The 24,462-nt window shown below is 72.6% G+C and carries 23 protein-coding genes; 5 read left to right on the top strand and 18 right to left on the bottom strand.

The annotated features are described in order from the left end of the window. Window positions 1-7 precede the first annotated feature (7 nt). Window positions 8-1,675 carry a glycoside hydrolase family 13 protein gene (locus AB0C46_RS10490; RefSeq protein ID WP_362827325.1) on the top strand — a complete coding sequence of 556 codons (1,668 nt, stop codon included), beginning with the start codon at window positions 8-10 and terminating at the stop codon, window positions 1,673-1,675. A gap of 22 nt (window positions 1,676-1,697) precedes the next feature. Here AB0C46_RS10490 and AB0C46_RS10485 read toward each other — a convergent pair whose 3' ends face one another. The 15 genes from AB0C46_RS10485 to AB0C46_RS10415 form a co-directional block, all read right to left on the bottom strand. Further along, a complete protein-coding gene (locus tag AB0C46_RS10485) occupies window positions 1,698-2,468 on the bottom strand; it encodes a sirohydrochlorin chelatase (protein WP_362827324.1) in 771 nt (256 codons plus the stop codon). Window positions 2,469-2,471: 3 nt separating this feature from the next. Next, window positions 2,472-3,383, bottom strand: coding sequence for an ABC transporter permease (locus AB0C46_RS10480; protein ID WP_362827322.1), 912 nt, complete (start codon window positions 3,381-3,383; stop codon window positions 2,472-2,474). Next, window positions 3,370-4,176, bottom strand: coding sequence for an ABC transporter ATP-binding protein (locus tag AB0C46_RS10475; protein WP_362827321.1), 807 nt, complete (start codon window positions 4,174-4,176; stop codon window positions 3,370-3,372). The genes AB0C46_RS10480 and AB0C46_RS10475 overlap by 14 nt, the downstream gene beginning before the upstream one ends. 41 nt (window positions 4,177-4,217) lie before the next feature. Further along, entirely contained in the window at window positions 4,218-5,327 is a 1,110-nt protein-coding gene (locus tag AB0C46_RS10470; RefSeq protein WP_362827319.1) for an aliphatic sulfonate ABC transporter substrate-binding protein, read from the bottom strand. Window positions 5,328-5,539: 212 nt separating this feature from the next. Beyond that, window positions 5,540-6,895 carry a GTP-binding protein gene (locus tag AB0C46_RS10465; protein ID WP_362827318.1) on the bottom strand — a complete coding sequence of 452 codons (1,356 nt, stop codon included), beginning with the start codon at window positions 6,893-6,895 and terminating at the stop codon, window positions 5,540-5,542. A 2-nt stretch (window positions 6,896-6,897) separates the two neighbouring features. Further along, window positions 6,898-7,833 (bottom strand): sulfate adenylyltransferase subunit CysD, encoded by a 936-nt coding sequence (gene cysD, locus AB0C46_RS10460; protein WP_362827317.1) that lies wholly within the window; start codon window positions 7,831-7,833, stop codon window positions 6,898-6,900. Continuing rightward, on the bottom strand, window positions 7,830-8,363 hold the full coding sequence (gene cysC, locus AB0C46_RS10455) for an adenylyl-sulfate kinase (RefSeq protein WP_362827316.1): 534 nt from the start codon (window positions 8,361-8,363) through the stop codon (window positions 7,830-7,832). Before cysC ends, cysD begins: the two co-directional genes overlap by 4 nt. A 20-nt stretch (window positions 8,364-8,383) precedes the next feature. Continuing rightward, window positions 8,384-9,076: a phosphoadenylyl-sulfate reductase gene (locus AB0C46_RS10450; RefSeq protein ID WP_362827315.1), complete on the bottom strand. Its 693-nt coding sequence runs from the start codon at window positions 9,074-9,076 to the stop codon at window positions 8,384-8,386. Further along, window positions 9,073-9,261 carry a hypothetical protein gene (locus AB0C46_RS10445; protein WP_362827313.1) on the bottom strand — a complete coding sequence of 63 codons (189 nt, stop codon included), beginning with the start codon at window positions 9,259-9,261 and terminating at the stop codon, window positions 9,073-9,075. Before AB0C46_RS10445 ends, AB0C46_RS10450 begins: the two co-directional genes overlap by 4 nt. Next, complete coding sequence (locus AB0C46_RS10440; protein WP_362827311.1) at window positions 9,258-10,955, bottom strand: nitrite/sulfite reductase; 1,698 nt, start codon at window positions 10,953-10,955, stop codon at window positions 9,258-9,260. Before AB0C46_RS10440 ends, AB0C46_RS10445 begins: the two co-directional genes overlap by 4 nt. Before the next feature lie 213 nt (window positions 10,956-11,168). After that, window positions 11,169-11,252 carry a putative leader peptide gene (locus AB0C46_RS10435; protein ID WP_350257049.1) on the bottom strand — a complete coding sequence of 28 codons (84 nt, stop codon included), beginning with the start codon at window positions 11,250-11,252 and terminating at the stop codon, window positions 11,169-11,171. A 92-nt stretch (window positions 11,253-11,344) separates the two neighbouring features. Continuing rightward, window positions 11,345-11,944, bottom strand: coding sequence for a GNAT family N-acetyltransferase (locus tag AB0C46_RS10430; RefSeq protein WP_362827309.1), 600 nt, complete (start codon window positions 11,942-11,944; stop codon window positions 11,345-11,347). 306 nt (window positions 11,945-12,250) lie between these two features. After that, complete coding sequence (locus tag AB0C46_RS10425) at window positions 12,251-12,940, bottom strand: class F sortase (RefSeq protein WP_362827307.1); 690 nt, start codon at window positions 12,938-12,940, stop codon at window positions 12,251-12,253. 278 nt (window positions 12,941-13,218) lie between these two features. Further along, window positions 13,219-14,079 (bottom strand): LLM class flavin-dependent oxidoreductase, encoded by an 861-nt coding sequence (locus tag AB0C46_RS10420; RefSeq protein ID WP_362827306.1) that lies wholly within the window; start codon window positions 14,077-14,079, stop codon window positions 13,219-13,221. 276 nt (window positions 14,080-14,355) lie between these two features. Beyond that, a complete protein-coding gene (locus AB0C46_RS10415; protein WP_362827304.1) occupies window positions 14,356-15,645 on the bottom strand; it encodes a GAF domain-containing protein in 1,290 nt (429 codons plus the stop codon). A 276-nt stretch (window positions 15,646-15,921) separates the two neighbouring features. Between AB0C46_RS10415 and AB0C46_RS10410 the strand changes: the two genes are divergently transcribed. Next, window positions 15,922-16,344, top strand: a complete 423-nt coding sequence (locus tag AB0C46_RS10410) for a hypothetical protein (protein ID WP_362827302.1) — start codon at window positions 15,922-15,924, stop codon at window positions 16,342-16,344. Between the two features lie 216 nt (window positions 16,345-16,560). On the opposite strand, the gene AB0C46_RS10405 is transcribed toward AB0C46_RS10410, so the two are convergent. Next, window positions 16,561-18,204 (bottom strand): acyl-CoA dehydrogenase family protein, encoded by a 1,644-nt coding sequence (locus tag AB0C46_RS10405; RefSeq protein ID WP_362827301.1) that lies wholly within the window; start codon window positions 18,202-18,204, stop codon window positions 16,561-16,563. Window positions 18,205-18,222: 18 nt separating this feature from the next. On the opposite strand from AB0C46_RS10405, the gene AB0C46_RS10400 reads away from it, so the two are divergent. Next, window positions 18,223-19,356 (top strand): YihY/virulence factor BrkB family protein, encoded by a 1,134-nt coding sequence (locus AB0C46_RS10400; protein ID WP_362827300.1) that lies wholly within the window; start codon window positions 18,223-18,225, stop codon window positions 19,354-19,356. A gap of 268 nt (window positions 19,357-19,624) precedes the next feature. Continuing rightward, a complete protein-coding gene (locus tag AB0C46_RS10395; protein ID WP_362827299.1) occupies window positions 19,625-20,998 on the top strand; it encodes an MFS transporter in 1,374 nt (457 codons plus the stop codon). Between the two features lie 102 nt (window positions 20,999-21,100). Here AB0C46_RS10395 and AB0C46_RS10390 read toward each other — a convergent pair whose 3' ends face one another. Continuing rightward, window positions 21,101-22,072, bottom strand: coding sequence for a WYL domain-containing protein (locus AB0C46_RS10390; protein WP_362827297.1), 972 nt, complete (start codon window positions 22,070-22,072; stop codon window positions 21,101-21,103). Between the two features lie 102 nt (window positions 22,073-22,174). On the opposite strand from AB0C46_RS10390, the gene AB0C46_RS10385 reads away from it, so the two are divergent. After that, window positions 22,175-22,582 (top strand): DUF3224 domain-containing protein, encoded by a 408-nt coding sequence (locus tag AB0C46_RS10385; protein ID WP_362827296.1) that lies wholly within the window; start codon window positions 22,175-22,177, stop codon window positions 22,580-22,582. Window positions 22,583-22,601: 19 nt separating this feature from the next. Here AB0C46_RS10385 and AB0C46_RS10380 read toward each other — a convergent pair whose 3' ends face one another. Further along, a complete protein-coding gene (locus tag AB0C46_RS10380; protein WP_362827294.1) occupies window positions 22,602-24,293 on the bottom strand; it encodes an IclR family transcriptional regulator C-terminal domain-containing protein in 1,692 nt (563 codons plus the stop codon). Between the last annotated feature and the right edge of the window lie 169 nt (window positions 24,294-24,462).

Here is a 24,462-nt window from a genome sequence, read left to right as displayed (position 1 = left end):
CCTCCACGTGACCGCACCGCACCCCGACCCCGCCCGCGAGACCACCGACTGGTGGCGCCAGGCCGTCGTCTACCAGGTGTATCCGCGCAGCTTCGCCGACTCCGACGGCGACGGCATCGGTGACCTCCCCGGGGTGACCTCCCGGCTGCCCTACCTCGCGAGCCTGGGCGTGGACGCCGTCTGGCTGTGCCCCTTCTACCCCTCGGAACTGGCCGACGGCGGCTACGACGTCGCCGACTACCGCGATGTCGACCCCCGGCTGGGCACCCTCGACGACTTCGACGCCATGGTCGCCGAGGCACACCGCCTGGGCCTCAAGGTGATGGTGGACATCGTGCCCAACCACTCTTCCCACCAGCACGTGTGGTTCCAGGAAGCACTGCGCGCCGGGCCCGGGTCCGCCGCACGGGAGCGCTATGTCTTCCGCGAGGGCAAGGGTGAACACGGTGAACTGCCGCCCACCGACTGGATCTCCTGCTTCGGCGGCCCCGCCTGGACCCGGCTGCCCGACGGCTGGTGGTACCTCCACCTCTTCGCCCCCGAGCAGCCCGACTTCAACTGGGACAACCCCGAGGTCCGCGCGGACTTCCGGCGCACCCTGCGCTTCTGGTCCGACCGCGGCGTCGACGGCTTCCGGGTCGATGTGGCACACGGCCTGGCGAAGGATCTGGCCGCGCCGCTCCGCGACATCGGCACCGTCGAGGGCTACACGCCGGGCGACCTGCCCGAGGACGGCAGCCACCCGTTCTGGGACCGCGACGAGGTCCATGACATCTTCCGGGAGTGGCGCAAGGTCTTCAACGAGTACGACCCGCCCCGGGTCGCCGTCGCCGAGGCCTGGGTGCGCAGCTCCCGCCGCACCGCCTATGCCACGCCGCAGGAGCTCGGCCAGGCCTTCAACTTCGACTTCCTCAGGGCCTCGCTGGACGCGGCGGAGCTGCGCGCCGCCATCGACACCGCGCTCGCCGACGCGCGGGCGGCCGGGGCGACCGCGACCTGGGTGCTCTCCAACCACGATGTGATCCGGCATGCCTCCCGGTACGGCCTCCCGGACGGCCGCGACGAAGAGGCCTGGCTGCTCTCCGACGGCCAGGACCCCGCCCTGGACCGGGAGTTCGGCCTGCGCCGGGCGCTGGCCGCGACCCTGCTGATGCTGGCGCTGCCCGGCTCGGCCTATGTGTACCAGGGCGAGGAACTGGGCCTGCCCGAAGTCGCCGACCTCACCCGCGACAGCCTGCAGGACCCGGTGTGGACCCGGAGCGGCGGTGCGCTCAAGGGGCGGGACGGCTGCCGGGTGCCGCTGCCGTGGCGGCGCGAGGGCAGCTCGTACGGATTCGGCAGCGGCGGCTCCTGGCTGCCGCAGCCCCCGGGCTGGGGCACGCTGTCCGTCGAGGCACAGCAGGGCGTGGCGTCCGCACCCCTGGAGCTCTACCGCACGGCACTGGCCACCCGCCGCCGGCTGGTGGCCGACGAGGCGCTGGAATGGGCCGGCGACTCATCGGCGACCGAGCGGGGCACTCTGCACTTCCGCCGCTCGGGCGGCTGGGAGTGCGTGGCCAACCTGTCGGACGGGCCCCGGCCGCTGCCGGCCGGTGAGCTGCTGCTGAGCTCCGCACCGGTCACCGGCGACGAGCTGCCGCCGTGGACCACGGTCTGGCTGCGCACCACGCGCTGAACCGCCGCACCCCGGGGACCTGTCAGGCGCTCAGCGCCGCCAGGTCCCCACGGGCGTGCGCCAGGACCGCCCCGTCGTAGCGCCGCAGCAGCAGACGGGCCAGCTCGGGCGCCGGGCCGAGAACGGGGGCGAGCAGGTCGGCGCGGGCCTCGCGGGCGCCGGCGGCGATCCGGTCCGGGAGGAACCCGGGGGCGATGACGTACGGGGCGACGGCCACCCGGCGGACGCCCTCGGCACGCAGCGCCCGTACGGCGTCCGCGGTGCGGGGAAGAGATGCGGAGGCGAACGCAGGTCGCACGGCACACCAGCCAGCGGTGTGCCACCACTCCCGCGCGATTTCAGCGATCACTGCGCTCGCCTCCGGGTCCGAGGAGCCCGCCGAGGCCAGTACGACCCCGGTCGAGCGACGGTCACCGGGCCGCAGCCCGGCTTCCGCCAGCCGGCGCTCCAGCGCGGCGGTCAGCAGGGACGACGGGCCCAGCACGTCGGCCTGGCGGATGGTCAGCAGGGGCAGCCGGGCCGCCGCCTCCCGCAGTACCGCCGGGATGTCGGACTTGGCGTGGAAGGCCCGGGTCAGCAGCAGCGGCAGCGCCACCACGTCCCGTACTCCTTCGGCCGACAGGCGCTCCAGCACCCGCGGCACCCGGGGGGCGTTGAAGTCGAGATGGCCGACCTCGACCCGCAGCCCCGGCCGCAGCGCCCGCACCCGCGCGCAGAGCGCGGCGACGGTCGCCGCGTGCCTCGGGTCACGGCTGCCGTGGGCGATGACGAGAAGAGTGGGGCGGGTGTCCATGGATCAGCTCTTCACGAGGAGGCCGCGGCTGCGCAGCACCCGGCGTTCGACGGGGGCGAAGATCAGCAGCTCGATGCCGATGCCGACGATGAGGATGAGGAGGATCGCGGACAGCACCCAGGACATGTCCTGGAGCTCACGGCCCTGCTCCAGCAGCTGGCCCAGACCGGTGCCCAGATCGGGCGCGTTCACGATGAGTTCGGCGGCCATCAGGGAACGCCAGGAGAACGCCCAGCCCTGCTTGAGCCCGGCGATATAGCCCGGCAGCGCGGCCGGCAGCAGCACATGCCGTACCCCGGCGAGGCCCGTGGCACCGATCGTGCGGCCCGCCCGCAGGTAGAGCGGGGAGATCTGGTCGACACCGGCCACCAGTCCGTTGGCGATGGAGGGGACCGCGCCGAGCAGCACCACCGTGTAGATGGTGGCGTCGCTCAGCCCGAACCAGATGATCGCGGCCGGGACCCAGGCCACCGACGGCAGGGACTGCAGCCCGCTCAGGATCGGCCCGATCGCGGCCCGTACGGCCTTGACCCGGGCGACGATCAGCCCGAGCACCGTGCCGATGGCCACCGAGGCCAGAAAGCCGAGGGCGCCGCGGGAGACGCTGGTCCACACAAAGCTCAGCAGGGTGCCCTCCAGCCACTTCTGCTGCAGCGAGTTGCCGACCTCGACGGGGCTCGGCAGCAGGTAGTGCGGCTTGAGCTCGAAGTGGTAGGCGAGCTGCCACAGGGCGAGCACGATCGCGATGGCGATCAGCGGAGGGAGCGCCTTCGAGGTGGCGGTGCGCAGCCACGGCTGCCGGTCGACGACCCTGGATTCCAGGGCGTCGAGCCCGGCTTCCAGACCGGCGATGTCGCCGGCGGTGTCACCGGCCCCGGCGGCGGTGGCCGGGGCCTTGGTCTCAGTGCTGGCCATGGCGGCGGATCTCCCCACGGAGCTGTTCGGTGATCTCGATGGAAAGGTCGGCGACCGCGGAGTCCTCGATGCGGCGCGGCTGCGGGATGTCCACCCGCCACTCGTGGGCGATCCGCCCCGGACGGGAGGACAGCAGGACCACCCGCTCGGCGAGCCGCACGGCCTCCCGGACGTTGTGGGTGACGAAGAGGACCGAGAGGTTCGTCTCGCGCCAGATACGGGTCAGCTCGTCGTGCAGCACATCACGGGTGATCGCGTCGAGTGCCGCGAACGGCTCGTCCATCAGCAGCAGTTGGCTGTCCTGGGCGAGCGCCCGGGCCATCGCGACCCGCTGGCGCATCCCGCCCGACAGCTCGTGCACCCGCTTGCCGTGGGCGCCCTTGAGCCGGACGAGTTCGAGCAGCCGCTCGGCCTCGTCGCGGCGCTCCGCGCGCGGCACCCCGCGCAGCCGCAGCGCCAGTTCGATGTTGCGGCCCGCGGTCAGCCACGGGAACAGCGCATGTTCCTGGAACATCAGGGCCGGCCGGGCGCCCGGCGTCTCGATGGCGCCGGCAGACGGCGCGTCGAGGCCGGCCACGAGGTTGAGGAGGGTGGACTTGCCGCAGCCCGATGCCCCCAGGAGGCAGACGAATTCGCCGGGCGCCACATCAAGGGTGATGTCGTCCAGGACATGCTGCTGTGCGCCGGTGCGGCCGAACGACTTCGAGACATGGTCGATGCGAGCCGCGTACGGCACGGTGGTGCCCGTGTCCGCCGTGGCGGGCTGCTGCTTGGTGAGCGTGGTGGTCGTCATCGGTGTCACCTCCTGGGGGAGTGCGGTGCTGCGGACGGGTGCTACTTGCTGCCGAGTCCGGCGTTGTCGACCGGCGGCTTGCCCTGGGACCTGAGCACCTTGTTCAGCAGGGTGAGGTCGTAGATGCCCTTGAGGTCGGGCTTCTTGAGCAGGCCCGCCTTGACGGCGTGGTCGGCCTCCTGCTGGAGGGTGGCGGCCAGCGGGTCATCGGTGACCTCGACGTTCCTGAACGCCGAGTCGATGACCTGCTGCGGCAGTGCCTTGCCGGCGACGTCCGAGGAGGCGAGCTTGTCGTTGAGGGTCTTCTTCGCCTCGGCCGGGTGGGAGCGGATCCAGGCGTTGGTCTTCACCGAGGCACGCAGCACCGCCTCGACGGCCTTCGGGTGCTCCTTGAGGAACTTCTGCGAGACGATCATGTTCGTGATGACGAACTTCCCGTCCTTCCACAGCTTCTTCTCGTCCAGGATCGTCCTGCCGCCCTCGGCGACGAGCTTGGAAGCGGTGGGCTCGGGCACCCAGGCTCCGTCGATACCGCCCTGCTGGAAGACCGTGGGCGTCACCTTGTTGTCGGTGCGCTGGACGGTGACATCGCCCTTGCCGGTGGTGGCGTCGACCTTGTAGCCCTTCCCGGCCAGGTAGTTGAGCAGCGCGACGTCCTGGGTGTTGCCCAGCTGCGGGGTCGCGATGGTCTTGCCCTTGAGGTCGCCCAGGCCCTTGACCTTCTTGGGGTTGACCACCAGCGAGACACCGCCGGAGGCCGAGCCCGAGATGATCTTCAGGCTCTTGCCGTGCGACTTGGCGTAGCCGTTGATCGCGGGGGAGGGGCCGATCCAGCCGATGTCGATGGCGCCCGAGTTGAGCGCCTCGATCTCGGCGGGGCCCGCGTTGAACACGGAGGACTTCACCTCGGTGCCGCCCAGTTCCTTCTGAAACCGGCCGTTCTGGAGGCCGACCAGGGGGGTCGCGTGCGTGGTGTTGCCGAAGTACCCGATCGTCAGGTGATCGAGCCCGTCGGTCTTGGCGCCCTTGGGGGCGACACCGGCCGCGGTGTCCTTCTTGGCCTCGGAGCCGTAGCCGCAGGCGCCCAGCGCCCCTATCAGGAGCGGGACGGTGACGGCGGCCGCCAGCAGGCGGTGACGAACGGCAGACACGGGAGGAGTTCCTCTCGGAGGGCCGGGCGGTGCGCGCCCTCTAAGGCGCGCCCGGCGGAGGTGTGGATCTTCGGAAGGGGGGCGTGGGGGATACGGAGCCGGGCATCGTCAGCGCACACATCGGCCGACTCCGCCCTGCCCGCTGCCCAGGGCGCCGCTGCCGATGCGGCCGCCCTCCTTCGCGAAGGTCGAGAACACGTCCTGGAGCATGCTCAGAAGTCCCATCCGTCGTCGTCCGCCGCGGCGGACGGTGCGGCCTCTTCGGCGGCCTCCGCGAAGGCGGTGCCCGCCATACCCGCGGTCAGCGTCGTCCCGTCCGCCGGGTCGATCAGCAGGAAGGAGCCGGTGCGGCGGGAGTCGGCGTAGGCGTCCAGCGCCAGCGGCTCGGCCGTGCGCAGGACGATCCGCCCGATGTCATTGGCGGCCAGCTCACCGGGCGCCGGGTGCTGGGAGAGGTCGTCGAGGGTCAGCCGGGACGGGATGTCCTTGACGATCGCCTTGACCGTGCGGGTGGTGTGCTTGAGCAGCACGCGCTGGCCGACGGTCAGCGGACGGTCCGCCACATGGCAGACGGTCGCCTCGATGTCCTGTGAGACGCCCGGCGCGGTGGCCGTCGGGGCGATCAGGTCGCCGCGCGAGATGTCCAGGTCATCGGCGAGCCGGACGGTCACCGACTGCGGTGCCCAGGCAACGTCCACGGCCTGGCCGAGCGCGTCGATCGCCTCGATGGTGCTCGTACGGCCCGAGGGCAGCACGGTGACGGCGTCGCCGACGCGCAGCACACCGGAGGCGATCTGGCCCGCGTAGCCGCGGTAGTCGGGGTGTTCGGCGGTCTGCGGACGGATCACGTACTGGACCGGGAAGCGGCCGGGGTCGTCCGAGGGGTCGGCGACGACGGCCACGGTCTCCAGGTGCTCCAGCACGGTCGGGCCGCCGTACCAGTCCATGTGGGCGGACGGGGACACGACGTTGTCGCCGGCCAGCGCCGAGATCGGGATCGCGGTGATCTCCGGGACGCCCAGCGAGGCCGCGTACGTCGTGAACTCCTCGGCGATGGCGGCGAAGACGGGCTCGGCATAGTCGACCAGGTCCATCTTGTTGACGGCCAGGACGACATGCGGGACCCGCAGCAGGGCGGCGACCGCGGCGTGCCGGCGGGTCTGCTCGACGACGCCGTTGCGGGCGTCGACCAGCACCACGGCCAGCTCGGCGGTGGAGGCGCCGGTGACCATGTTGCGGGTGTACTGCACATGCCCGGGGGTGTCCGCCAGGATGAAGCGGCGCCGCGGGGTGGCGAAGTAGCGGTAGGCGACATCGATGGTGATGCCCTGCTCGCGCTCGGCGCGCAGCCCGTCGGTCAGCAGCGCCAGGTCGGGCGCCTCCTGCCCGCGGTTGCGGGAGGCGTGCTCGACGGCCTCCAGCTGGTCGGCGAGCACCGACTTGGAGTCGTGCAGCAGCCGGCCCACCAGGGTCGACTTGCCGTCGTCGACGGATCCGGCGGTGGCGAAACGCAGCAGCGAGGTGGCACCCGCGTCAACGGCGTCGATCGCGCTCGTGGTCGTGCTCATGGTTAGAAGTACCCCTCGCGCTTGCGGTCCTCCATGGCGGCCTCGGACATCTTGTCGTCGGCCCTCGTTGCGCCCCGTTCGGTGAGCCGGGACGCGGCGATCTCCGTGATCACGGCCTCGATGGTGTCCGCGTCGGAGTCGACGGCGCCGGTGCAGGACATGTCGCCGACGGTGCGGTAGCGCACCTGCCGGGTCTCCAGGCTCTCGCCGTCCTTGGGGCCGCCCCACTCACCGGGCGCCAGCCACATGCCGTTGCGGGCGAAGACCTCGCGCTCGTGGGCGTAGTAGATGGCGGGCAGTTCGATCTTCTCGCGGGCTATGTACTGCCACACGTCCAGCTCGGTCCAGTTGGACAGCGGGAAGACCCGGACATGCTCACCGGGGGAGTGCTTGCCGTTGTAGAGCTGCCACAGCTCGGGGCGCTGGCGGCGCGGGTCCCAGCCGCCGAACTCGTCGCGCAGCGAGAACACCCGCTCCTTGGCGCGCGCCTTCTCCTCGTCCCGGCGCCCGCCGCCGAAGACCGCGTCGAAGCGGCCCTTGTCGATGGCGTCCAGCAGCGGGACGGTCTGCAGGGGGTTACGGGTCCCGTCGGGGCGCTCGCGCAGCTCACCACGGTCGATGAAGTCCTGCACGGAGGCGACATGCAGCCGCAGACCGTGCCGCTCCACTGTGCGGTCGCGGTAGTCGAGCACCTCGGGGAAGTTGTGCCCGGTGTCGACGTGCAGCAGCGAGAACGGCACCGCGGCCGGGGCGAACGCCTTCAGCGCGAGGTGCAGCATGACGATGGAGTCCTTGCCACCGGAGAACAGGATCACCGGCCGCTCGAACTCGCCCGCCACCTCACGGAAGATGTGCACCGCCTCGGACTCCAGGGCGTCCAGGTGCGACAGCGCGTAGGGGTTGTCGAGGTCCTCGGTCACGGCAGCGGTGGCGGTCATGCCAGTCCCCTCTCGGTGAGCAGCGTGTGCAGCGCCGCCGCGGACTCCTGCACGGTCTGGGTGTGCGACTCCAGGCGCAGATCGGGCGACTCGGGAGCCTCGTACGGGTCGTCCACGCCGGTGAGCCCGGAGATCTCGCCCGCCGCCTGCTTGGCGTACAGGCCCTTCACATCCCGCTCGGAGCACACCTCGACGGGCGTGGCCACATGCACCTCCAGGTAGGGGGTGCCCTCGGTCTGGTGGCGCTTGCGCACCGTCTCGCGGCTGTCCGCGTACGGCGCGATCACCGGCACCAGCGCCTTGACGCCGTTGCTCGCCAGCAGTTCGGCCACGAAGCCGATGCGCTGGACGTTGGTGTGCCGGTCCTCGCGGCTGAAACCCAGGCCCGCGGACAGGAACTCGCGGATCTCGTCGCCGTCGAGCACCTCGACCCGGTGGCCCTCGCCGCGCAGCCGGCCGGCCAGCTCGTGCGCGAGGGTCGTCTTGCCCGCGCTCGGCAGACCGGTCAGCCAGATCGTGGCGCCCGTCATGGATATCTCCTGATGCTCGGTCATCCGTGCAGCCCGCACTCGGTCTTGTTGCTGCCGGCCCAGCGGCCGGCCCTGGCGTCCTCGCCCTCCAGCACCCGGCGGGTGCAGGGCGCGCAGCCGACGGAGGCGTAGCCGTCCATCAGCAGCGGGTTGGTGAGCACCCCGTGCCCGTCCACGTACGCGTCCACATCGGCCTGCGTCCAGCGGGCGATCGGCGAGACCTTCACCTTCTGCCGCTTCGGGTCCCAGCCGACGACCGGGGTGTTCGCCCGGGTCGGCGACTCGTCCCGGCGCAGCCCCGTCGCCCAGGCGTCGTACCGGGCCAGGCCCTCTTCGAGGGGCTTGACCTTCCGCAGCGCGCAGCACAGGTCGGGGTTGCGGTCGTGCAGCTCCGGGCCGTGCTCGGCGTCCTGCTCGGCGACGGTTTGACGGGGCGTCAGGGTGATGACGTTGACGTCCATCACCTCGGCCACCGCATCGCGGGTCCCGAGGGTCTCCGGGAAGTGGTAGCCGGTGTCCAGGAAGACCACGTCCACGCCGGGAAACGTCCGCGAGGCCAGATGCGCGACGACCGCGTCCTCCATCGAGGAGGTGACGCAGAAGCGCGGGCCGAAGGTCTCGGCGGCCCACGTGAGGATCTCCAGGGCGGGCGCGTCCTCCAGGTCGCGGCCCGCCTGCTCGGCCAGTTGCGGAAGATCGGTAGCGGTGGTCACGAGGTACCTCCGTCGGAAGCGGAAGGGGGCCGGCCGGTGCTGCCCGGCGCCAGCAGGCCCAGGAACTTCAGCCGGAACGCCCGGCTGCAGGACCGGCATTCCCAGGCACCGTGGCCCTCTTCAGAGGGCCGCAGGTCCTCGTCCCCGCAGTACGGGCAGTAGAACGGCGCCGCACGCTCACTCACTTCAGCGCACCCTCTTCCGCACGCGCCGCCCAGGTGGCGAACCGCTCGCCCTCCTCGCGCTGGGCGTCGAAGTTGCGCAGCACCCGCTCGACGTAGTCCGGGAGTTCATCGGCCGTGACCTTCAGACCGCGGACCTTGCGGCCGAAACCGGCCTCCAGACCCAGCGCGCCGCCCAGGTGCACCTGGTAGCCCTCGACCTGGTTGCCGTCGTCGTCCAGGACCAGCTGGCCCTTGAGGCCGATGTCCGCGACCTGGATACGGGCGCAGGCGTTCGGGCAGCCATTGATGTTGATGGTGACCGGCTCGTCGAACTCCGGCAGCCGGCGCTCCAGCTCGTCGATCAGCGAGGCACCGCGGCCCTTCGTCTCGACGATCGCCAGCTTGCAGAACTCGATGCCGGTGCAGGCCATCGTGCCGCGCCGGAACGGGGACGGCTGGACCCGGAGGTCGAGCGCCTCCAGCCCGGAGACCAGCGAGTTCACCTGCGACTCGTCGATGTCCAGCACGATCATTTTCTGCTCGGCCGTGGTGCGCAGCCGGCCCGAGCCGTGCACCGCCGCCAGTTCGGCGATCTTGGTGAGGGTGGCGCCGTCCACCCGGCCCACGCGCGGGGCGAAGCCCACGTAGTAGCGGCCGTCGTTCTGCTTGTGCACGCCGACGTGGTCGCGCCACCGCTGGTCGGGCTGGGCCGGCGCGGGGCCGTCGGTGAGCTTGCGGTGGAGGTACTCGTCCTCCAGCACCTGACGGAACTTCTCCGGGCCCCAGTCGGCGACCAGGAACTTCAGCCGGGCGCGGGTGCGCAGCCTGCGGTAGCCGTAGTCGCGGAAGATCGAGATGACGCCTTCGTAGACGTCGGCGGCCTCGTCACGGGGGACCCAGGCGCCCAGCCGGACGCCGAGCTTGGGGTTGGTGGAGAGCCCGCCGCCGACCCACACGTCGAAGCCGGGGCCGTGCTCGGGGTGTTCGACACCGACGAAGGAGATGTCGTTGATCTCGTGCGCGACGTCGAGCAGGGGCGAACCGGAGACCGCGGACTTGAACTTGCGCGGCAGGTTGGAGAACTCCGGGTTGCCGATGATCCGGCGCTGGATCTCCTCGATGACCGGCGTGCCGTCGATGATCTCGTTCTCGGCGATACCGGCGACCGGGGAGCCGAGGATCACGCGCGGAGTGTCACCGCACGCCTCGGTGGTGGACAGGCCGACCGCCTCCAGCCGCTGCCAGATCTCCGGGACGTCCTCGATACGGATCCAGTGGTACTGGACGTTCTGCCGGTCGGTGATGTCCGCGGTGCCGCGGGCGAACTCCTGCGAGATCTCGCCGATCACCCGCAGCTGGTCGGTGGTCAGCCGTCCGCCGTCGATGCGGACCCGCAGCATGAAGTACTTGTCGTCCAGCTCCTCCGGCTCCAGGATCGCGGTCTTGCCGCCGTCGATCCCGGGCTTGCGCTGGGTGTACAGGCCCCACCAACGCATCCGCCCGCGCAGGTCGTTGGGGTCGATCGAGTCGAAACCGGCCTTGGAGTAGATCGTCTCAATGCGTGTCCGCACATTGAGACCGTCGTCATCCTTCTTGAACTGCTCATTGCCGTTGAGCGGCGTGAAGTGGCCAACGGCCCATTGGCCCTCACCGCGGTGGCGTCCGGCCTTGCGGCGAGGCGTGGCAGCTGCGGGGACTTCGGAGGAGGCGGCCATGGGTGTACGTCCTTCTGGGCGGGCTCAAGGGGTCCGGAATCGGCGCCGGGCACCACGGTGACCTGCGCAGACATAACGAAAGGCGGCGCGTGGCAACGCGTCGGGGAGGTCTGCGGGTCAAGGGGTGTCAGCGCGTCCGCGACGATGGGGACGGCGTGAAATGCGGTGCTGCTGGGTGCTGCCCGGGGCCGAAGGCCCCTGGTGAATACAGCCTCAGCCCGCCCGACAAATGGCGCTGGACATGCGGCCGAGGTCGACGTGCCGCCGACTCACCAAGGCAATTCCAGCTCGAGACATGACGGAAGCCTGGCACGCCGTTCTCCGGCCAGTCCACCGTTATCCAGGATTTGGACACCTCTGTCCCGCATCGCGAGACAGTGTGCTCTCGGTCACTCTCCGGAGGAGCTACCGGCCGTGAGCGGACCCGCGCCGGGCCAGGGGCCGGGGGCCGGTATCTCGGACTCCTCGGCGACCGTGGTGTCGTACAGCCGGAAGCCGCGCCGCTGGTAGTTGGCCATCGCGTGCGGGCCGTCCTTGCTGCAGGTGTGCAGCCACACCCGCTTGGACGGCGCCTGCCCCGGCCACCGTTCGGCCAGGTCCCAGGCCCGCTCGATCCCGTACGCGAGCAGATGGCCGCCTATCCGGCGTCCCCGGAACGCCGGGATGAGCCCGAAGTAGGTGATCTCCGCGGAGCCGTCCGCCTCCGCCGCCAGCTCGATGAACCCGGCGGGCGTACCGCGCTCGTACGCCACCCACGTCTCCACCCCCGGCCGCCCGAGGAACTCCGCCCACTGCGCGTACGGCCAGGTCAGCCGGTCGGTCCAGATGACGTCCCCGCCGACCGCCGTGTAGAGGAAGCGGCTGAACTCGGGCGACGGCACCTCGGAGCGGACGATCCGGACGCCCTGTTCGGCCGGCGGCGCCTGGGCGGGGGACAGGTCGGCGGGCGAAGTCTGTTCCAGGTGCCAGGTGGTGACCGAGAGGCTCATGTGGCCAGCACATCACAACGGGACCTGGGTCACGGGGTGAGCCGCGTCACAGCGCGGGACCGGGGTGCGGGGTCGGCCTGACGAGGGAGGAGGGGGCACTCCGATGTGGGAGGAGGGGCGGCCCGATGCGGGAGAGGGGGCAGGCGCCGAACGGGCGGCAGTGCATCGTCCCGAATCGTGAGACATCGGTTCACTTGGTGGTGGGGTCTCCGGCTCTTCCGGCCCTTCCGGGTCGTCCGACCCTCCCGGCTCTCCCGAGCCTCCCGACCCTCCCGACCCTCCTGGGTCTTCTCGGCCGCCCCGGGGTCACCGGCTGGGCGGGTCTCCCTGGCTGGATCCCGTCATCCGGGCGAAGGCCACCACATTGCCCGCGTAGCCGGAGCCCGCCGCGTAGTCGCCGCCGCAGGTCAGGACGCGCAGTTCGGGGCGTCCGGTGGTGCCGTAGACCTTCCGGGAGGGGAACTTCCGCTTGTCGAAGACCTGGATGCCGTAGACCTCGAAGACCGCGGTCCGCCCGTCCTCGCGGGTCACCCGGATCGTCCGGCCCTTCTCCAGGGCACCCAGCCCGTAGAAGACCGCTGGTCCGCTGCGGCTGTCGACATGACCGACGAGGACGGCGGTGCCGTTCTCCCCTGGGGTCGGCGCGTTCTCGTACCAGCCCGCCAGTCCGGGGTCCTCGGCCGGCGGGGCCGCGATCCCGCCGTCCCGGTCCAGGCCCAGCGGCATCAGCGGAGCCGACACCTCGATCGACGGAATCGCCACCAGGGCGGGGGCGGAGCGGGGCAGCGGTGGCGGTGCGGGGCCGTCGGGCGGGAGGTCGCCGGGGAAGAGCGCCGAACCCGCGCCGGGCTGCGGCGGCCCGTCCGCCTCACCGGACAGGCCCTGACGCACCAGGCCGAGGCCGACGAGACCGAGCAGGGCCAGCACGCCCCACCTGGGCCGACGCGGGGCCGCCGGCTCCCCGGGCGCCGCTTCCGGCGGGCCTGTCGGGCTCATCACTCACCTCCCGTGGCCGCGCGCCCGGAGGCACACGGTCCGCAGTCGGCACGCTAGGCGCGCCCCGCGCCGGCAGCGACAGCAGCCGGCTGAACGGGTGGCGGGCGCCGGAGGCCGCGGCGCCCGCCCGATCACTCGTGCCCGGGTCCGCTCACTCGCCCCCGCCCGGGTCCGCCCGCTCGCCCCGCCCGGGTGCCCCCGCCCGGTTTCCGCCGTACCGCCGCCGGGCGGCCGTCCCCTGGAGGGCGCCGCTCGTCGAAAGAGCGGCGCCCGGCCGGCTACTCGCCGTGGAACACCGCCCCGGCCAGCCGCTCGACCTGGTCCGGGTCCGGGGACCAGCAATAGAGCATCACCTCGTCCGCGCCGATCGCCCGGAACGCGGCCACGGCTTCGCGGATCTGGTCCCCCGAGGTGAGCAGACCGTTCACCACGTGGTCGGTGTAGCTGTGCGGTGCGTAGTAGGCGCGCAGTTCCGCGCGGGCGCGGTCGAGGGTCGGCTGCGGGCCGAGCGCGGCATTGACCTGGGCCAGCAGCCGCGGCCGGCCCGTACGCCCGGCCCGGTCCCAGGCGTCCTCGACCTGACGGAACAGTGTGTCCATCGGCCCTGGCGGCAGTGCGGCGCCCAGAAATCCGTCGCCCCAGCGGGCCACCCGCTCCAGCGCGGCGGGCACGAACCCACCGAACAGCACCTCGGGTCCACCGGGCCGCGCCGGGACGGGGCCGATCGGGCCGACGTCCGCGGAGAGCGGCTCACCGGACCAGAGGCGCCGCAGGGCCGCCATCTGCGTATCGAGCCGCCGGCCGCGGGTGCGGAGGTCGACGCCGGTGGCCAGGTAGTCGTCGTCGCGGCCGCCGATACCGATGCCGAGGGTGAAACGGGAGCCGGACAGCACATCGAGCGTGGCGGCCTGCTTGGCGAGCAGCGCCGTGCGGTGCAGCGGGGCGAGCAGCACCTCGGTCTGCAGCCGGATCCGGGAGGTGGCGCCGGCCAGGGTGGCCAGCGTGATCAGGGGCTCGGGGTTGCCGAACACCAGCCGGTCGAGGAGGGCGACGGTGCTGAACGGGGTGGCTTCGGCGCGCCGGGCCCAGCTCAGCAGCTGTGCGGGGTCGCCGATGGGAAGGCCAAGGCCTACGGACATGGTGGGTGTCCTCCAGAAGGGCATGCGGGCATGCGTGATCACGGATTGTCGTGTCGCCCGCTCGTTCGGCTCCGCGCGTGCTGTACGCGCGGGCTGCTCCCGTTCTGCGACGGCCTTCTGGAGAGCTGATTCAGAGCGCCGCCACCATACGAGACGGCAGCGAGGCACCGCATCCGGTTTTCCGCCCCGGCCCGGCCGGCTCGTCCCTCGGCCCGCCGACCCGTCCCTCAGCCCGCCGGGTCGCTCTCTCCGCACCGCAGCCCCGCCGCCCCGCCCTCAGCCCCGGCGTGCCGCCGTCACCGCGGGCGCCAGCGACTGCGGCAGCAGATGCACGGGCTGCGGCGGCAGCCGGAGTTCCACCTCCACCCCGTCTGCGAAGCGGTAGGGCCGGTGCGCCAGCACACTCGCGAGATGGCGGCGCAGCCGGGACAGCTCCGCGCGCACCGTGACCGTACGGCTGTCGTCACCGAAGAGGTCCCGGGCGAGTTCGGCGGCGCTGCGCCCCTGCGGATGCGCGGCGAGCACGAACAGCAGCTCGGCATGGCGCGGGGTCAGCTCGTGCGACCAACTGCCGGCCGGTCCGCTGACGGTGACCGTCGAGCCGTCCCGGCCGCTGACGTCCAGCACCACCCGGCTCGGCCCGATGTCCCGCTCCTGCTGCCCGATACGGATCAGCCAGCCGCCGGGCAACGGTTCCAGGGTGCACATCCCGTAGCGCGGCAGCCACAGCGGCCCGGCCTCGGGCGACTTGGGCAGCGCCACCCGGTCCGGCGGGGTCAGGCCCGTCACCCCCACGACCCAGCCGTTCGGGTCGACGACCAGCGCCCGGCCGCCGATCCGCGCCAGCATCGGCGCCGCGCTCGACCGCAGCCGCTCCAGGGAGAGGTGATGGCGGGTGCGCAGCTCGCCCTCGGCGAGCCGGGCGACCGAGGACACCAGCGAGAGCGTCGTGGGGTGGAAGCCGGGTGCCGGACCGCTGACGTTCACCGTGCCCAACAGCCGCCCGTCGCGCGGGTCGTGGAGCGGCGCCGCGGCACAGGTCCACTGGTGGTGGCTGCGGACGAAGTGCTCCGCGGAGTGCACCAGCACCGGGCGGCGGGCCACCAGCGCGGTGCCGATGGCGTTGGTGCCGACGACGTCCTCCGTCCAGTCGGCACCCTTGTCGAAGCCCAGCCGGTCGGCCATCCGGCGGACCGGCGCGCTGCCCTCCCGCCACAGCACCCGCCCCTCGGCATCGGTGACGACCATGATCTGCTGCGCCGCGTCGGCCGCCGCCAGCAGCCCCTCGTTGAGCACCGGCAGCACCGGGGACAGCCGGGACATCTGCCGCCGGTGCTCCAACTCCGCGACAGACAGTGGGTGTTGCGGCTGGTCCCGGTCCGGGTCCACGCCCGAGACCCGCACCCGGCGCCAGGATTCGCCGATCACCGGGCGGGGCGCATCCGACGGGGCGTCGGACGGTGTCCCGCCCGCGAGCGTGGCCTCCCGGACCGTGGCGAGGCGGTGCGCGGTCACACGGATGTCCTGGGCCGACCCGATGGCACTCTCGATCGGTCTGTCGCTCACGCTGCTCTCCGATGTGCACTGTCCTTGGGCCCGGGCCCCTCGTGCCGTCACCAGGCAGTCCTGGAAAGGCCATTGTCCAGGTCCGTCCCGGCGCACTGCAACGGACTGCAACCGTTGTGGCCTATGACGCGTTCCCGGGAATCTGGGCCGAGCGGCCGATGGTGCCCCGCCACCGCGGGTTCGCCGGTCACCCGTCGGGGAACCCGCCGGTTGTCGCCGGGGATGCCATCGGCCGCCGCGTGTGTGATGTCGGCAGTGCGGGGGAGGGGGCTCACGATGATGGCCGCTGCCCCGCGCGTCGTGGTGATCGGAGCGGACGAGGGGGGACGTATCGCGCGTGCCGCCCGGCTGGCGGGCCACTACGGGATTCCCCGGCTGCCCGCGGTCGACCTGCTGACCAGGCGTCAGCCGCTGCCCGCCGACGGCTATGTCGTCGACGGCGCCCCGCAGCTCCTCGACCGGGTGGCCGGCACCGGCGGTCTGCTGCCCGCGCTGGCCTTCGCGGACCTCGTCGTCCTGCTGCACGGTGCGGAGCGGAGCGGCGCGGACGAGGCCTGCCGCGTGCTGCGCTACTACGAGGCGCGCGGTGTGCTGCTCGCCTTCCCTCCGGACGCACCGGACGACGACATCGTCGTGGCCATCGATGCGGCGCTGCGCGGTCGCCTCGCGGACCCGCCGGAACGCCCCGGCCGACCCTGAGACCGGGGAGCGGTGCCGGGTCGGCGCGGCACCGCTCCCTGACCGGCGCGGCGGCGGTAACCCCCTGTCCCCGTCCCTCCGTGCGAAACGGCCGGCGGGACGGGGAGCCGCCGCCGCGTCGCACACCGGCCGGGCCGCCGGGTCGCACACCGGCCGGGCTGCCGGGTCGCGCACCGGCCGGGCTGCCGCGTCGTGCACCGGCCGGGCTGCCGGGTCTCAGCCGTCGACCACCGGACGCGCCCGCTCCACCACCGCCGCAAGATCCAGCGTGTGCGGCAGGGTGCCGAACGCCGCGCCCGCGTCGCCGCCGAGCCGGGAGGCGCAGAACGCATCCGCGACCTCGGACGGCGCATGGCGCACCAGCAGCGACCCCTGGAGCACCAGCGCCATCCGCTCCACCAGCCGTCGGGCCCGCGCCTCGATGCCCTCCAGGTCGGCGAGTTCGGTGAGCATCCCCTTGATCGCCCGGTCCAGCCGGTGGTCCGCGCCCCGCGCCGCCCCGATCTCGGTCAGGAACGCGTTGAGTGCCTCGGGTTCGCGCCGCAGGGCCCGCAGCACGTCCAGCGCCTGGACATTGCCGGCGCCCTCCCAGATCGAGTTGAGCGGCGCCTCGCGCAGCAGCCGTGGCAGTCCCGAATCCTCGACGTAGCCGTTGCCGCCGAGGCACTCCAGCGCCTCGGCCACCATCGGCGTGCACCGCTTGGTCACCCAGTACTTCGCCGTGGGGACCGCCAGCCGCAGAAAGTGCCGGTCCTGCTCGGTGCCGCCGTCGTAGGCCGCCGCCAGGCGCAGCGCCAGCGTGGTCGCCGCCTCCGACTCCAGCGCCAGATCGGCCAGCACATTGCGCATCAGCGGCTTGTCGATCAGCCGGCCGCCGAACGCCTCCCGGTGGGCGCTGTGGTGCAGCGCCTGCGCCACGGCCTGCCGCATCACCGCCGCGGACGCGCTGACACAGTCCAGCCGGGTCGCCGCGACCATCTCGATGATCGTCGCCACCCCGCGCCCCTCCTCGCCGACCCGGCGCGCCCAGGTCCGCCCGTCGAACTCGACCTCCGCCGAGGCGTTGGAGCGGTTGCCGAGCTTGTCCTTGAGCCGCTGGATGCGGAAGGCGTTACGGCTGCCGTCCGGCAGCACCCGTGGCAGCAGAAAGCAGGTGAGCCCGCCGGGCGCCTGGGCCAGCACCAGGAAGGCGTCCGACATCGGCGCCGAACAGAACCACTTGTGTCCGGTCAGGACGTACTCGCCGGGTGCGGCCAGCGGCTCGGCGCGGGTGGTGTTGGCCCGTACGTCGCTGCCGCCCTGCTTCTCCGTCATGGCCATCCCGGCCAGCGCGCCGCCCTTCTCGGCGACCGGCCGCAGCTCCCGCTCGTACACCCGTGAGGTCAGCAGCGGCTCCCACTCGGCCGCCAGCTCCGGCTCGGCGCGCAGCGCGGGCACCGCCGCATGGGTCATCGACAGCGGGCAGCCGTGCCCCGCCTCGGCCTGTGTCCACACGATGAAGCCGGCGGTGCGGCGGAGATGGCCGTCCGGCCGGGACCAGGCGTCGGTCAGACCGGCCGTGACGGCGTGGCCGAGCAGCCGGTGCCACGCCGGGTGGAACTCCACCTCGTCGGTGCGGTGGCCGTAGCGGTCATGGGTGCGCAGCACCGGTGGATGGGTGTTGGCCTGTTCGCCCCAGTGCTGGGCGTGCGCGGAGCCGGCCGCCTTGCCCAGCCTGCCCAGTTCTTCACGCACCGCGTGGAGCCGCTCGGCGGCGATGTACCGGGTGACGCCCTCGGTGAGGGCCGGGTCGTTCGCGAAGACGTCGTAGCCGACCAGCGGCGGAGGCTGGTTCGTGACCGTGTGAGTGGTGGCTGCCATGCCAGATACGGTAAGGAGGTGCAGCCGGCAAACGAACCAACCGAGCGGCCCGCGGGCCGTCTGACCAAGGCCCGCGCGCTGTACCGCAACGTTTCCAAGCGCCGGCTGGCCTGGCTCCTGCTCAAGGACACCGTCAACTCCTGCATGAAGTACCGGGTCACCGGGCTGGCCGCCGAGGCCGCGTTCTGGAGTCTGCTGTCGCTGCCGCCACTGATCCTCGGGCTCCTGGGTGTGCTCGGCTATACGGACGCGTGGATCGGCCACGACACCATCGAGGGCGTCCGGCAGCGCATCCTCGACGGCGCCGGCACCGTGCTGTCCGACAAGGGCGTGAACGAGATCGCCCGGCCGCTGCTCCACGATGTCTTCACCGGCCGCCGCCCGGATGTCATCTCCTTCGGCTTCGCCATCGCCCTGTGGTCCGGCTCCCGGGCGATGAATGTCTTTGTCGACACCATCACCATCATGTACGGGCTCGACGGGCGGCGCGGCATCGTCAAGACCCGGCTGCTGGCGTTCGCCCTGTACCTCGCCGCGCTCGTGGTCGGCGCCATCGCGCTGCCACTGATGGTCGCCGGTCCCGACACCGTCGTGAGCTGGCTGCCGGCCAGCGAGCACATCATCCGGGCGCTGTACTGGCCGGTCGTCCTGCTCCTGTCGGTCGCCTTCCTGACCACCCTGTACCACGCCTCCGTACCGGTCCGTTCGCCCTGGCCGGAGGACATTCCCGGTGCGGTGGTCGCGCTCGGCATGTGGCTGCTCGGCAGCTTCCTGCTGCGGCTGTATCTCACCTCGACGGTCGAGGGACCCACGATCTACGGCTCCTTGGCCGCACCGGTCGCCGTGCTGCTGTGGATCGGGGTGTCCGCCTTCGCGGTGCTGGTCGGGGCCGCGATGAACGCCTCACTCGACCGGGTGTGGCCCTCGGTCGCCACGGCCGCGGCACGCGAGGAGATCGCCCGGCGGGCGGCCGCGCGGACCGGGGCGGGGTGGGAGTCTGGCGACGCAGGCGGTGCCGCAGCGGAGGGCGAGAACCGCGGTGGCGATGACCACGGTGACGAGGGCCGGGGCGGCGAGGGCCGGGGCGGCGATGGCCACGGCGGCGAGGGCCGGGGCGAGGGGCGCGGCACCGACGGCACCCGCGACGACTGAGCCGGCGCGGCGCACCCCGTCCGGCCTCGTACGGCCCGGATACCGCCGCGCGCGGCGCTACGAGAAGTCGTGCACGAGCCATTGACAGCCATGGAACCCGGGCAGATGATCCTTGCCATCGCTCCGCGAACGAAAGTTCACCAGGCGAACTCAGTCGCGCTTCGCCAGGCGAACCTCACCAGTGATGCCGCACCGCGCACCGCGCACCGCGCACCGTGATCCGTGCACCGTGATCCGTGAATCCGAGGTCCCCATGTCTCCCACCGGCATGTCTCCCACCGGTCCTCCGCTCTCCACCGGCCGCCGCCACACCTTCCGTTCCGTCGCGCCCGTCCTGGCGCTGTGCTGGCTCGCCGTCTTCTTCGACGGGATGGACGTCAACGTCTACGGCGCCGTCATGCCGCACATGCTCGACGACCCCGGGCTCGGCCTCACCCCCGGAGTGGCCGGTGCGATCGGCAGCTGGACCACGTTCGGCATGCTGATCGGCGCGCTCGGCACCGGCACCCTCACCGACTGGCTCGGCCGCCGCCCCGTCCTCGTCGCCAGCGTGCTGGTGTTCTCCGCCGGGTCGGCGGTCTGCGCGCTCGCCGGCTCGCCCGGACCGTTCGGCGCCGGACGCTTCTTCGCCGGTCTGGGACTCGGCGGCCTGATGCCCCTCTGCCTCTCGATGGTGATGGAGTTCGCGCCGCCCCGCCGGGCCGCCCTCGCCACCGGCCTGCTGATGACCTCGTACCACGCGGGCGGCATGTTCGCGACGGGCCTGGGCCTGACACTGGCCCCCGCGCTGGGCTGGCGCTGGGTGTTCTGGGCCGGTGTCCTGCCCGCGGTCGTGGCCGCCCCGCTGCTGCTGCGCCTGCTCCCCGAGTCGCCCGGTGTGCTGCTCGCCAAGGGCCGCACCACCGAGGCCGAGGCGGTCGCCGACCGCTACGGCATGGCCCGTCCGGCCCCCGCCGACGCACCGGCCCAGGGGGCCAAGGGCCGGCTCGACGCGGTCCTCGCCCTCTTCCGCCCCGGCGTCCGCCTGGCCACCCCGCTGCTGTGGCTCGCCTCGTTCTGCGGACTGCTCCTGGTCTACGGCGTCAGCACCTGGCTGCCGCAGATGATGCGCGCCTCCGGGTACGGCCTCACGTCCTCGGTCAGCTTCCTGCTCATCATCAACGCGGGCGGGATCGCCGGCATGCTGCTCGCGGGCCGCATCGCCGACCGTTACGGCCCGGTCAGGGTCTCCGCCCTCTGGTTCCTGCTGACCGCCGTCGGCGCCCTGCTCCTCGGGGCGCAGCTGCCGCTCGGCGTCACTTATGCGGTCGTCGCCGTCACCGGTGTCTGGCTCTTCAGCGCGCAGGTGATGGTGTACGCGGCGGCCAACCGTGTCTACCCGGCCGCCGAACGGGCCACCGGCATCGGCTGGGTCACCGGCATCGGCCGCACGGGCGCGGTGGCCGGACCCTGGCTCGGCGGCACCCTCGCCGCGACCGGAAACGACCAACTCGGCTTCACCGCCTTCGCGTTGGCCGGCCTGCTGGGCGCGCTCGCCATCGGTTCGGTGCCGCTCGCCCGGCGCTTCGGCCGCCGGTCGGCATCTGCCTCCGCAGCTGCCTCGGCACCGGCACCGGAGGCGGCAGCCGGTGTGGAGCCGTGAGCGGACAGGTGGGCCCACATCCGCGTGCCGGTGGGGCGGCCTCGGTCCGGGCGCTGCCCCTTGGCCGCTGACCTGGCCAAGGGGGCAGCGCCCGGGCCGGGTTCAGGGTGCCGCCGCGTAGCGGTCGGCGAGTACGGCCACGGTCCGGGCGACGGCTTGCCGCAGCGCGGAGGGGCCGAGCACCTCGGCCTCCGTGCCGAGCCTGAGCAGGTCACTGACCGCCACGGCCTGCGCCTCGACCGCCATCTCGACCTGCACCCAGCCCTCGTGGTCCGGCGGCCCGGCGCCCTCCAGGGCTCGTGCGCCCGCGGCACCGAACTGCACCGGCAGCAGCCGCTGTGCCAGGGGCGAGATCCGCAGTTGCGCGGTTCCCTGCCGGAGCGTGGCCTCCAGACGGCGGGAAGCCTCCTCCCAATAGGCGGCCAGGGCGAATCCGGCCGGTCGCTCGAAGGTCTCCTCCGTGCGGTCCACGGCCAGGAACCGCGCCATCCGATAGGTCCGTGCGGCCCCGTCCGCGAGCGCCACCAGGTACCAGAGGCCGCCTTTGAGGACGAGGCCGAGCGGGTGGAGTTCCCGGTGGATTTCACCGCTCCAACGGCGGTAGTGCACACGGAGCTTCCGCTGCTCCCACACCGCTTGCGCGACCACCGCCAGATACGGCGCCGGGTCGGCGTCCCGGAACCATGCCGGCACATCCAGGTGGAACCGGTCCTGAACGCGGCGGGTGCGCTCGGCCGGTCCGGCCGGGAGCGCGGCCTGCAGCTTCAGCTGTGCGGTTGCCAGCACCGCGCCCAGACCCAGCTCCCGCGCCGGTCCGGGAGCTCCGGCGAAGAAGAGCGCGGCGGCCTCGGTGTCGGTGAGCCCGGTCAGCCGTGTGCGGTATCCGTCCATCAGGCGGTAGCCGCCGGCGGGCCCGCGGTCGGCACGGACCGGGACTCCCGACGCGAGGAGCGCCTCGATGTCCCGGTGGACGGTACGGACCGACACCTCCAGTTCGGCGGCGAGTTCGGGAGCGGTCATCCGCCCGCGGTTCTGGAGCAGCAGAAGCAGGGAGAGAAGCCGGTCGGCACGCATACGGAGATTGTCCCGCGTACCTGACAGGAGATGTCAGGTACGGCCCTCAGACTGGTCACACACCGCACGCCGAACCCCGTGCGGCCGATCGAGAGGACAGCCATGCCCGTGCAGACCACCGGCCATTTCACCTTCGCCAACTGGGAGGAGCGCGCGGTCGGTTCGAGCGGAGAGAGCCCGAAGCTCGCCCACGCCTCCGTCACCAACACCTACTCCGGCGGCATCGAGGCCACCGACACCACCTGCGAATACAGCATCGTCTACGTCACGGAGAAGACCGGCACCTTCACCGGCATGGAGGTGCTGGCCGGGCGGCTCGACGGGCGTGACGGCGCCTTCGTCGTCGAGGAACGCGGTTCGTTCGGCGCCGACGGCACCGTGCACTGCACCTTCGAGGTCGTGCCCGGAACCGGCACCGGAGAGCTGACCGGGCTGCGCGGAACCGGCAGTTTCACCACCCGTCCCGGCGCATCGTCCTTCCCCTACACCTTCCGCTACGACCTGGGCTGACCTCGGGTGGTCCGCCCGGTCACCGCACCGGAATCCGTGCGTACCGCCCCGCCACACTCAGGTCGGCCTCGATGCCGGCGGCGGCGGTGCGCAGCGCGGGGAGGAGCGCCTCGCGGGCCTCGCCGGGGGTGCAACGGGCCGCGTGGGTGGAGACGTTGACGGCGGCGACGACCCGGCCGGTGCGGTCGTGGACGGGGACGGCGAGGGAGCGGAGGCCCTCTTCCAGTTCCTCGTCGACCAGGGCGTAACCGGTGGAGCGGACCTCGTCCAGGAGGGCGAGGAGCCGTTCCGGGTCGGTCACGGTGTGGCGGGTGAGCGGTTCCGGGCGCGCCTGGGCCAGTCGCGCGGAGCGCTCGGCCGGGGGCAGACCGGCGAGCAGCACGCGGCCCATGGAGGTCGCATACGCCGGAAAACGGGTGCCCAGCGTGATGTTGACGCTCATGATGCGCACGGTGGGGACCCGGGCGACGTACTGGATGTCGTCCCCGGAGAGGACCGCCATCGAGGCGGAGTCGTGCACCCGCTCGACCAGTGCGGCGAGGTGGGGCTGGGCGATGTCGGGCAGGGTGAGGCCCGAGAGATGGGCGAAGCCCAGCTCCAGCACCTTGGGTGTGGGGCGGAAGAGCTTGCCGTCGGTGGCGATGTAGCCGAGGTGCTCCAGGGTGATCAGGGCCCGGCGGGCGGTGGCGCGGGCCAGGCCGGTGGCCTCCGCCACGGTGGTGAGCGGGAGTGCGGCGCGGCCGGCGCCGAAGGCGGTGAGGGTGATCAGCCCGCGGGCCATCGATTCGACGAATTCCGGGCCCAGTTCCCGCTTGGACGCGCGCATCCAGCCGGCGTGGGACGGGCCCGCGGCCGTTTCGGCGGCGGGGCCGGCGGGCGGGCCGGCCTGGGGCGCGCGCAGGGCGCCCTCCATGGCGGCGACCGTCTCGCGCAGGCGGGGCAGGACCGCGTCGGGCAGCGCGTCCGCGCTCAGCCGGCTGGTGTGGCTGACGACGCTGAGCGCACAGACCGGGCGGCCGGCGGCGTCCCGGACGGGCATCGCCACGGCCACCAGCCCCGGTTCGAGGAGCTGGTCGTCCAGCGACCATCCGGCGGTGCGTGCGGCGGCCACTCGGGAGGCGAAGTCGTCCGCCGAGGTGTCCTCGGCGCGCCGCGGCGGTACGGCCGGGAAGCCCGCGTCCGCCGGGTCGGCCGCCCGGCGCGCCCGCCAGCGCTGCCAGTCCGCCTCCTCCCACCGGTCCGCGAACAGCGCGCCCGGCGCGCCCCGCTCGGCCGGCAGCAGATCGCCGATGCGGAAGGCCAGTGACATGGCGCGGCGGCGGGTCGCCTGGTGGACGAAGCGCACCCCGTCGCCGTCCGGCACCGCCAGCGAGACCGACTCGTCCAGCTCATCGGCCAGCCGGTCGGCGAGCGGGCCCAGCCGGTCGGGGAGTTCGGAGGCGGCGAGGTAGGCGTTGCCGAGCTCCAGCAGGCGCGGGGCGAGCACCGCGTCCCGGCCCTCGGTCCGTACGTAGCCGAGCCGCGCGAGGGTGCTCAGCACCCGGTCCACGGTCGAGCGGGCGAGGCCGGTGCCACGCACCAGATCGCCGACGGACCGCCGGCCGCCACCGGTCGCCAGCTCCCGCAGCACGGACAGGCTGCGCATCAGCGGACCCACCGCCTCCGGTGGCGGCGGAGGCGCTGACGGGGCGGTGGCGGCGGGGTGGGTCATGGCCTCTCCCTGGTGCGTCGATCTCGTCGGAACCGTACCCGGCGGACCGTTGACAAGGGCCGGGGGCCGGGCCAAACTCAAGAGGGCAGCATAATGAACTTAAGTTCATTATGCGAACGGCTCTGAATAGCTCTCCCTCTCCCTCCGGATGTCACGGTCGTCCACGCGC

This window comes from Streptomyces sp. NPDC048637, from assembly GCF_040650675.1.
GTDB lineage: Bacteria > Actinomycetota > Actinomycetes > Streptomycetales > Streptomycetaceae > Streptomyces.
The sequence above is the reverse complement of the archived record's forward strand: the minus strand, read 5'-3'. Positions and strand labels throughout refer to the sequence as shown.

Excerpts from the sequence above, each read along its gene's own strand:
- AB0C46_RS10485 (WP_362827324.1), bottom strand. The coding sequence starts at position 2,468 with ATGGACACCCGCCCCACTCTTCTCGTCATCGCCCACGGCAGCCGTGAC.
- AB0C46_RS10480 (WP_362827322.1), bottom strand. The coding sequence starts at position 3,383 with ATGGCCAGCACTGAGACCAAGGCCCCGGCCACCGCCGCCGGGGCCGGT.
- AB0C46_RS10475 (WP_362827321.1), bottom strand. The coding sequence starts at position 4,176 with ATGACGACCACCACGCTCACCAAGCAGCAGCCCGCCACGGCGGACACG.
- AB0C46_RS10465 (WP_362827318.1), bottom strand. The coding sequence starts at position 6,895 with ATGAGCACGACCACGAGCGCGATCGACGCCGTTGACGCGGGTGCCACC.
- cysD (WP_362827317.1), bottom strand. The coding sequence starts at position 7,833 with ATGACCGCCACCGCTGCCGTGACCGAGGACCTCGACAACCCCTACGCG.
- cysC (WP_362827316.1), bottom strand. The coding sequence starts at position 8,363 with ATGACGGGCGCCACGATCTGGCTGACCGGTCTGCCGAGCGCGGGCAAG.
- AB0C46_RS10440 (WP_362827311.1), bottom strand. The coding sequence starts at position 10,955 with ATGGCCGCCTCCTCCGAAGTCCCCGCAGCTGCCACGCCTCGCCGCAAG.
- AB0C46_RS10435 (WP_350257049.1), bottom strand. The coding sequence starts at position 11,252 with ATGTCTCGAGCTGGAATTGCCTTGGTGAGTCGGCGGCACGTCGACCTC.
- AB0C46_RS10430 (WP_362827309.1), bottom strand. The coding sequence starts at position 11,944 with ATGAGCCTCTCGGTCACCACCTGGCACCTGGAACAGACTTCGCCCGCC.
- AB0C46_RS10425 (WP_362827307.1), bottom strand. The coding sequence starts at position 12,940 with ATGAGCCCGACAGGCCCGCCGGAAGCGGCGCCCGGGGAGCCGGCGGCC.
- AB0C46_RS10420 (WP_362827306.1), bottom strand. The coding sequence starts at position 14,079 with ATGTCCGTAGGCCTTGGCCTTCCCATCGGCGACCCCGCACAGCTGCTG.
- AB0C46_RS10410 (WP_362827302.1), top strand. The coding sequence starts at position 15,922 with ATGATGGCCGCTGCCCCGCGCGTCGTGGTGATCGGAGCGGACGAGGGG.
- AB0C46_RS10405 (WP_362827301.1), bottom strand. The coding sequence starts at position 18,204 with ATGGCAGCCACCACTCACACGGTCACGAACCAGCCTCCGCCGCTGGTC.
- AB0C46_RS10395 (WP_362827299.1), top strand. The coding sequence starts at position 19,625 with ATGTCTCCCACCGGTCCTCCGCTCTCCACCGGCCGCCGCCACACCTTC.
- AB0C46_RS10390 (WP_362827297.1), bottom strand. The coding sequence starts at position 22,072 with ATGCGTGCCGACCGGCTTCTCTCCCTGCTTCTGCTGCTCCAGAACCGC.
- AB0C46_RS10385 (WP_362827296.1), top strand. The coding sequence starts at position 22,175 with ATGCCCGTGCAGACCACCGGCCATTTCACCTTCGCCAACTGGGAGGAG.
- AB0C46_RS10380 (WP_362827294.1), bottom strand. The coding sequence starts at position 24,293 with ATGACCCACCCCGCCGCCACCGCCCCGTCAGCGCCTCCGCCGCCACCG.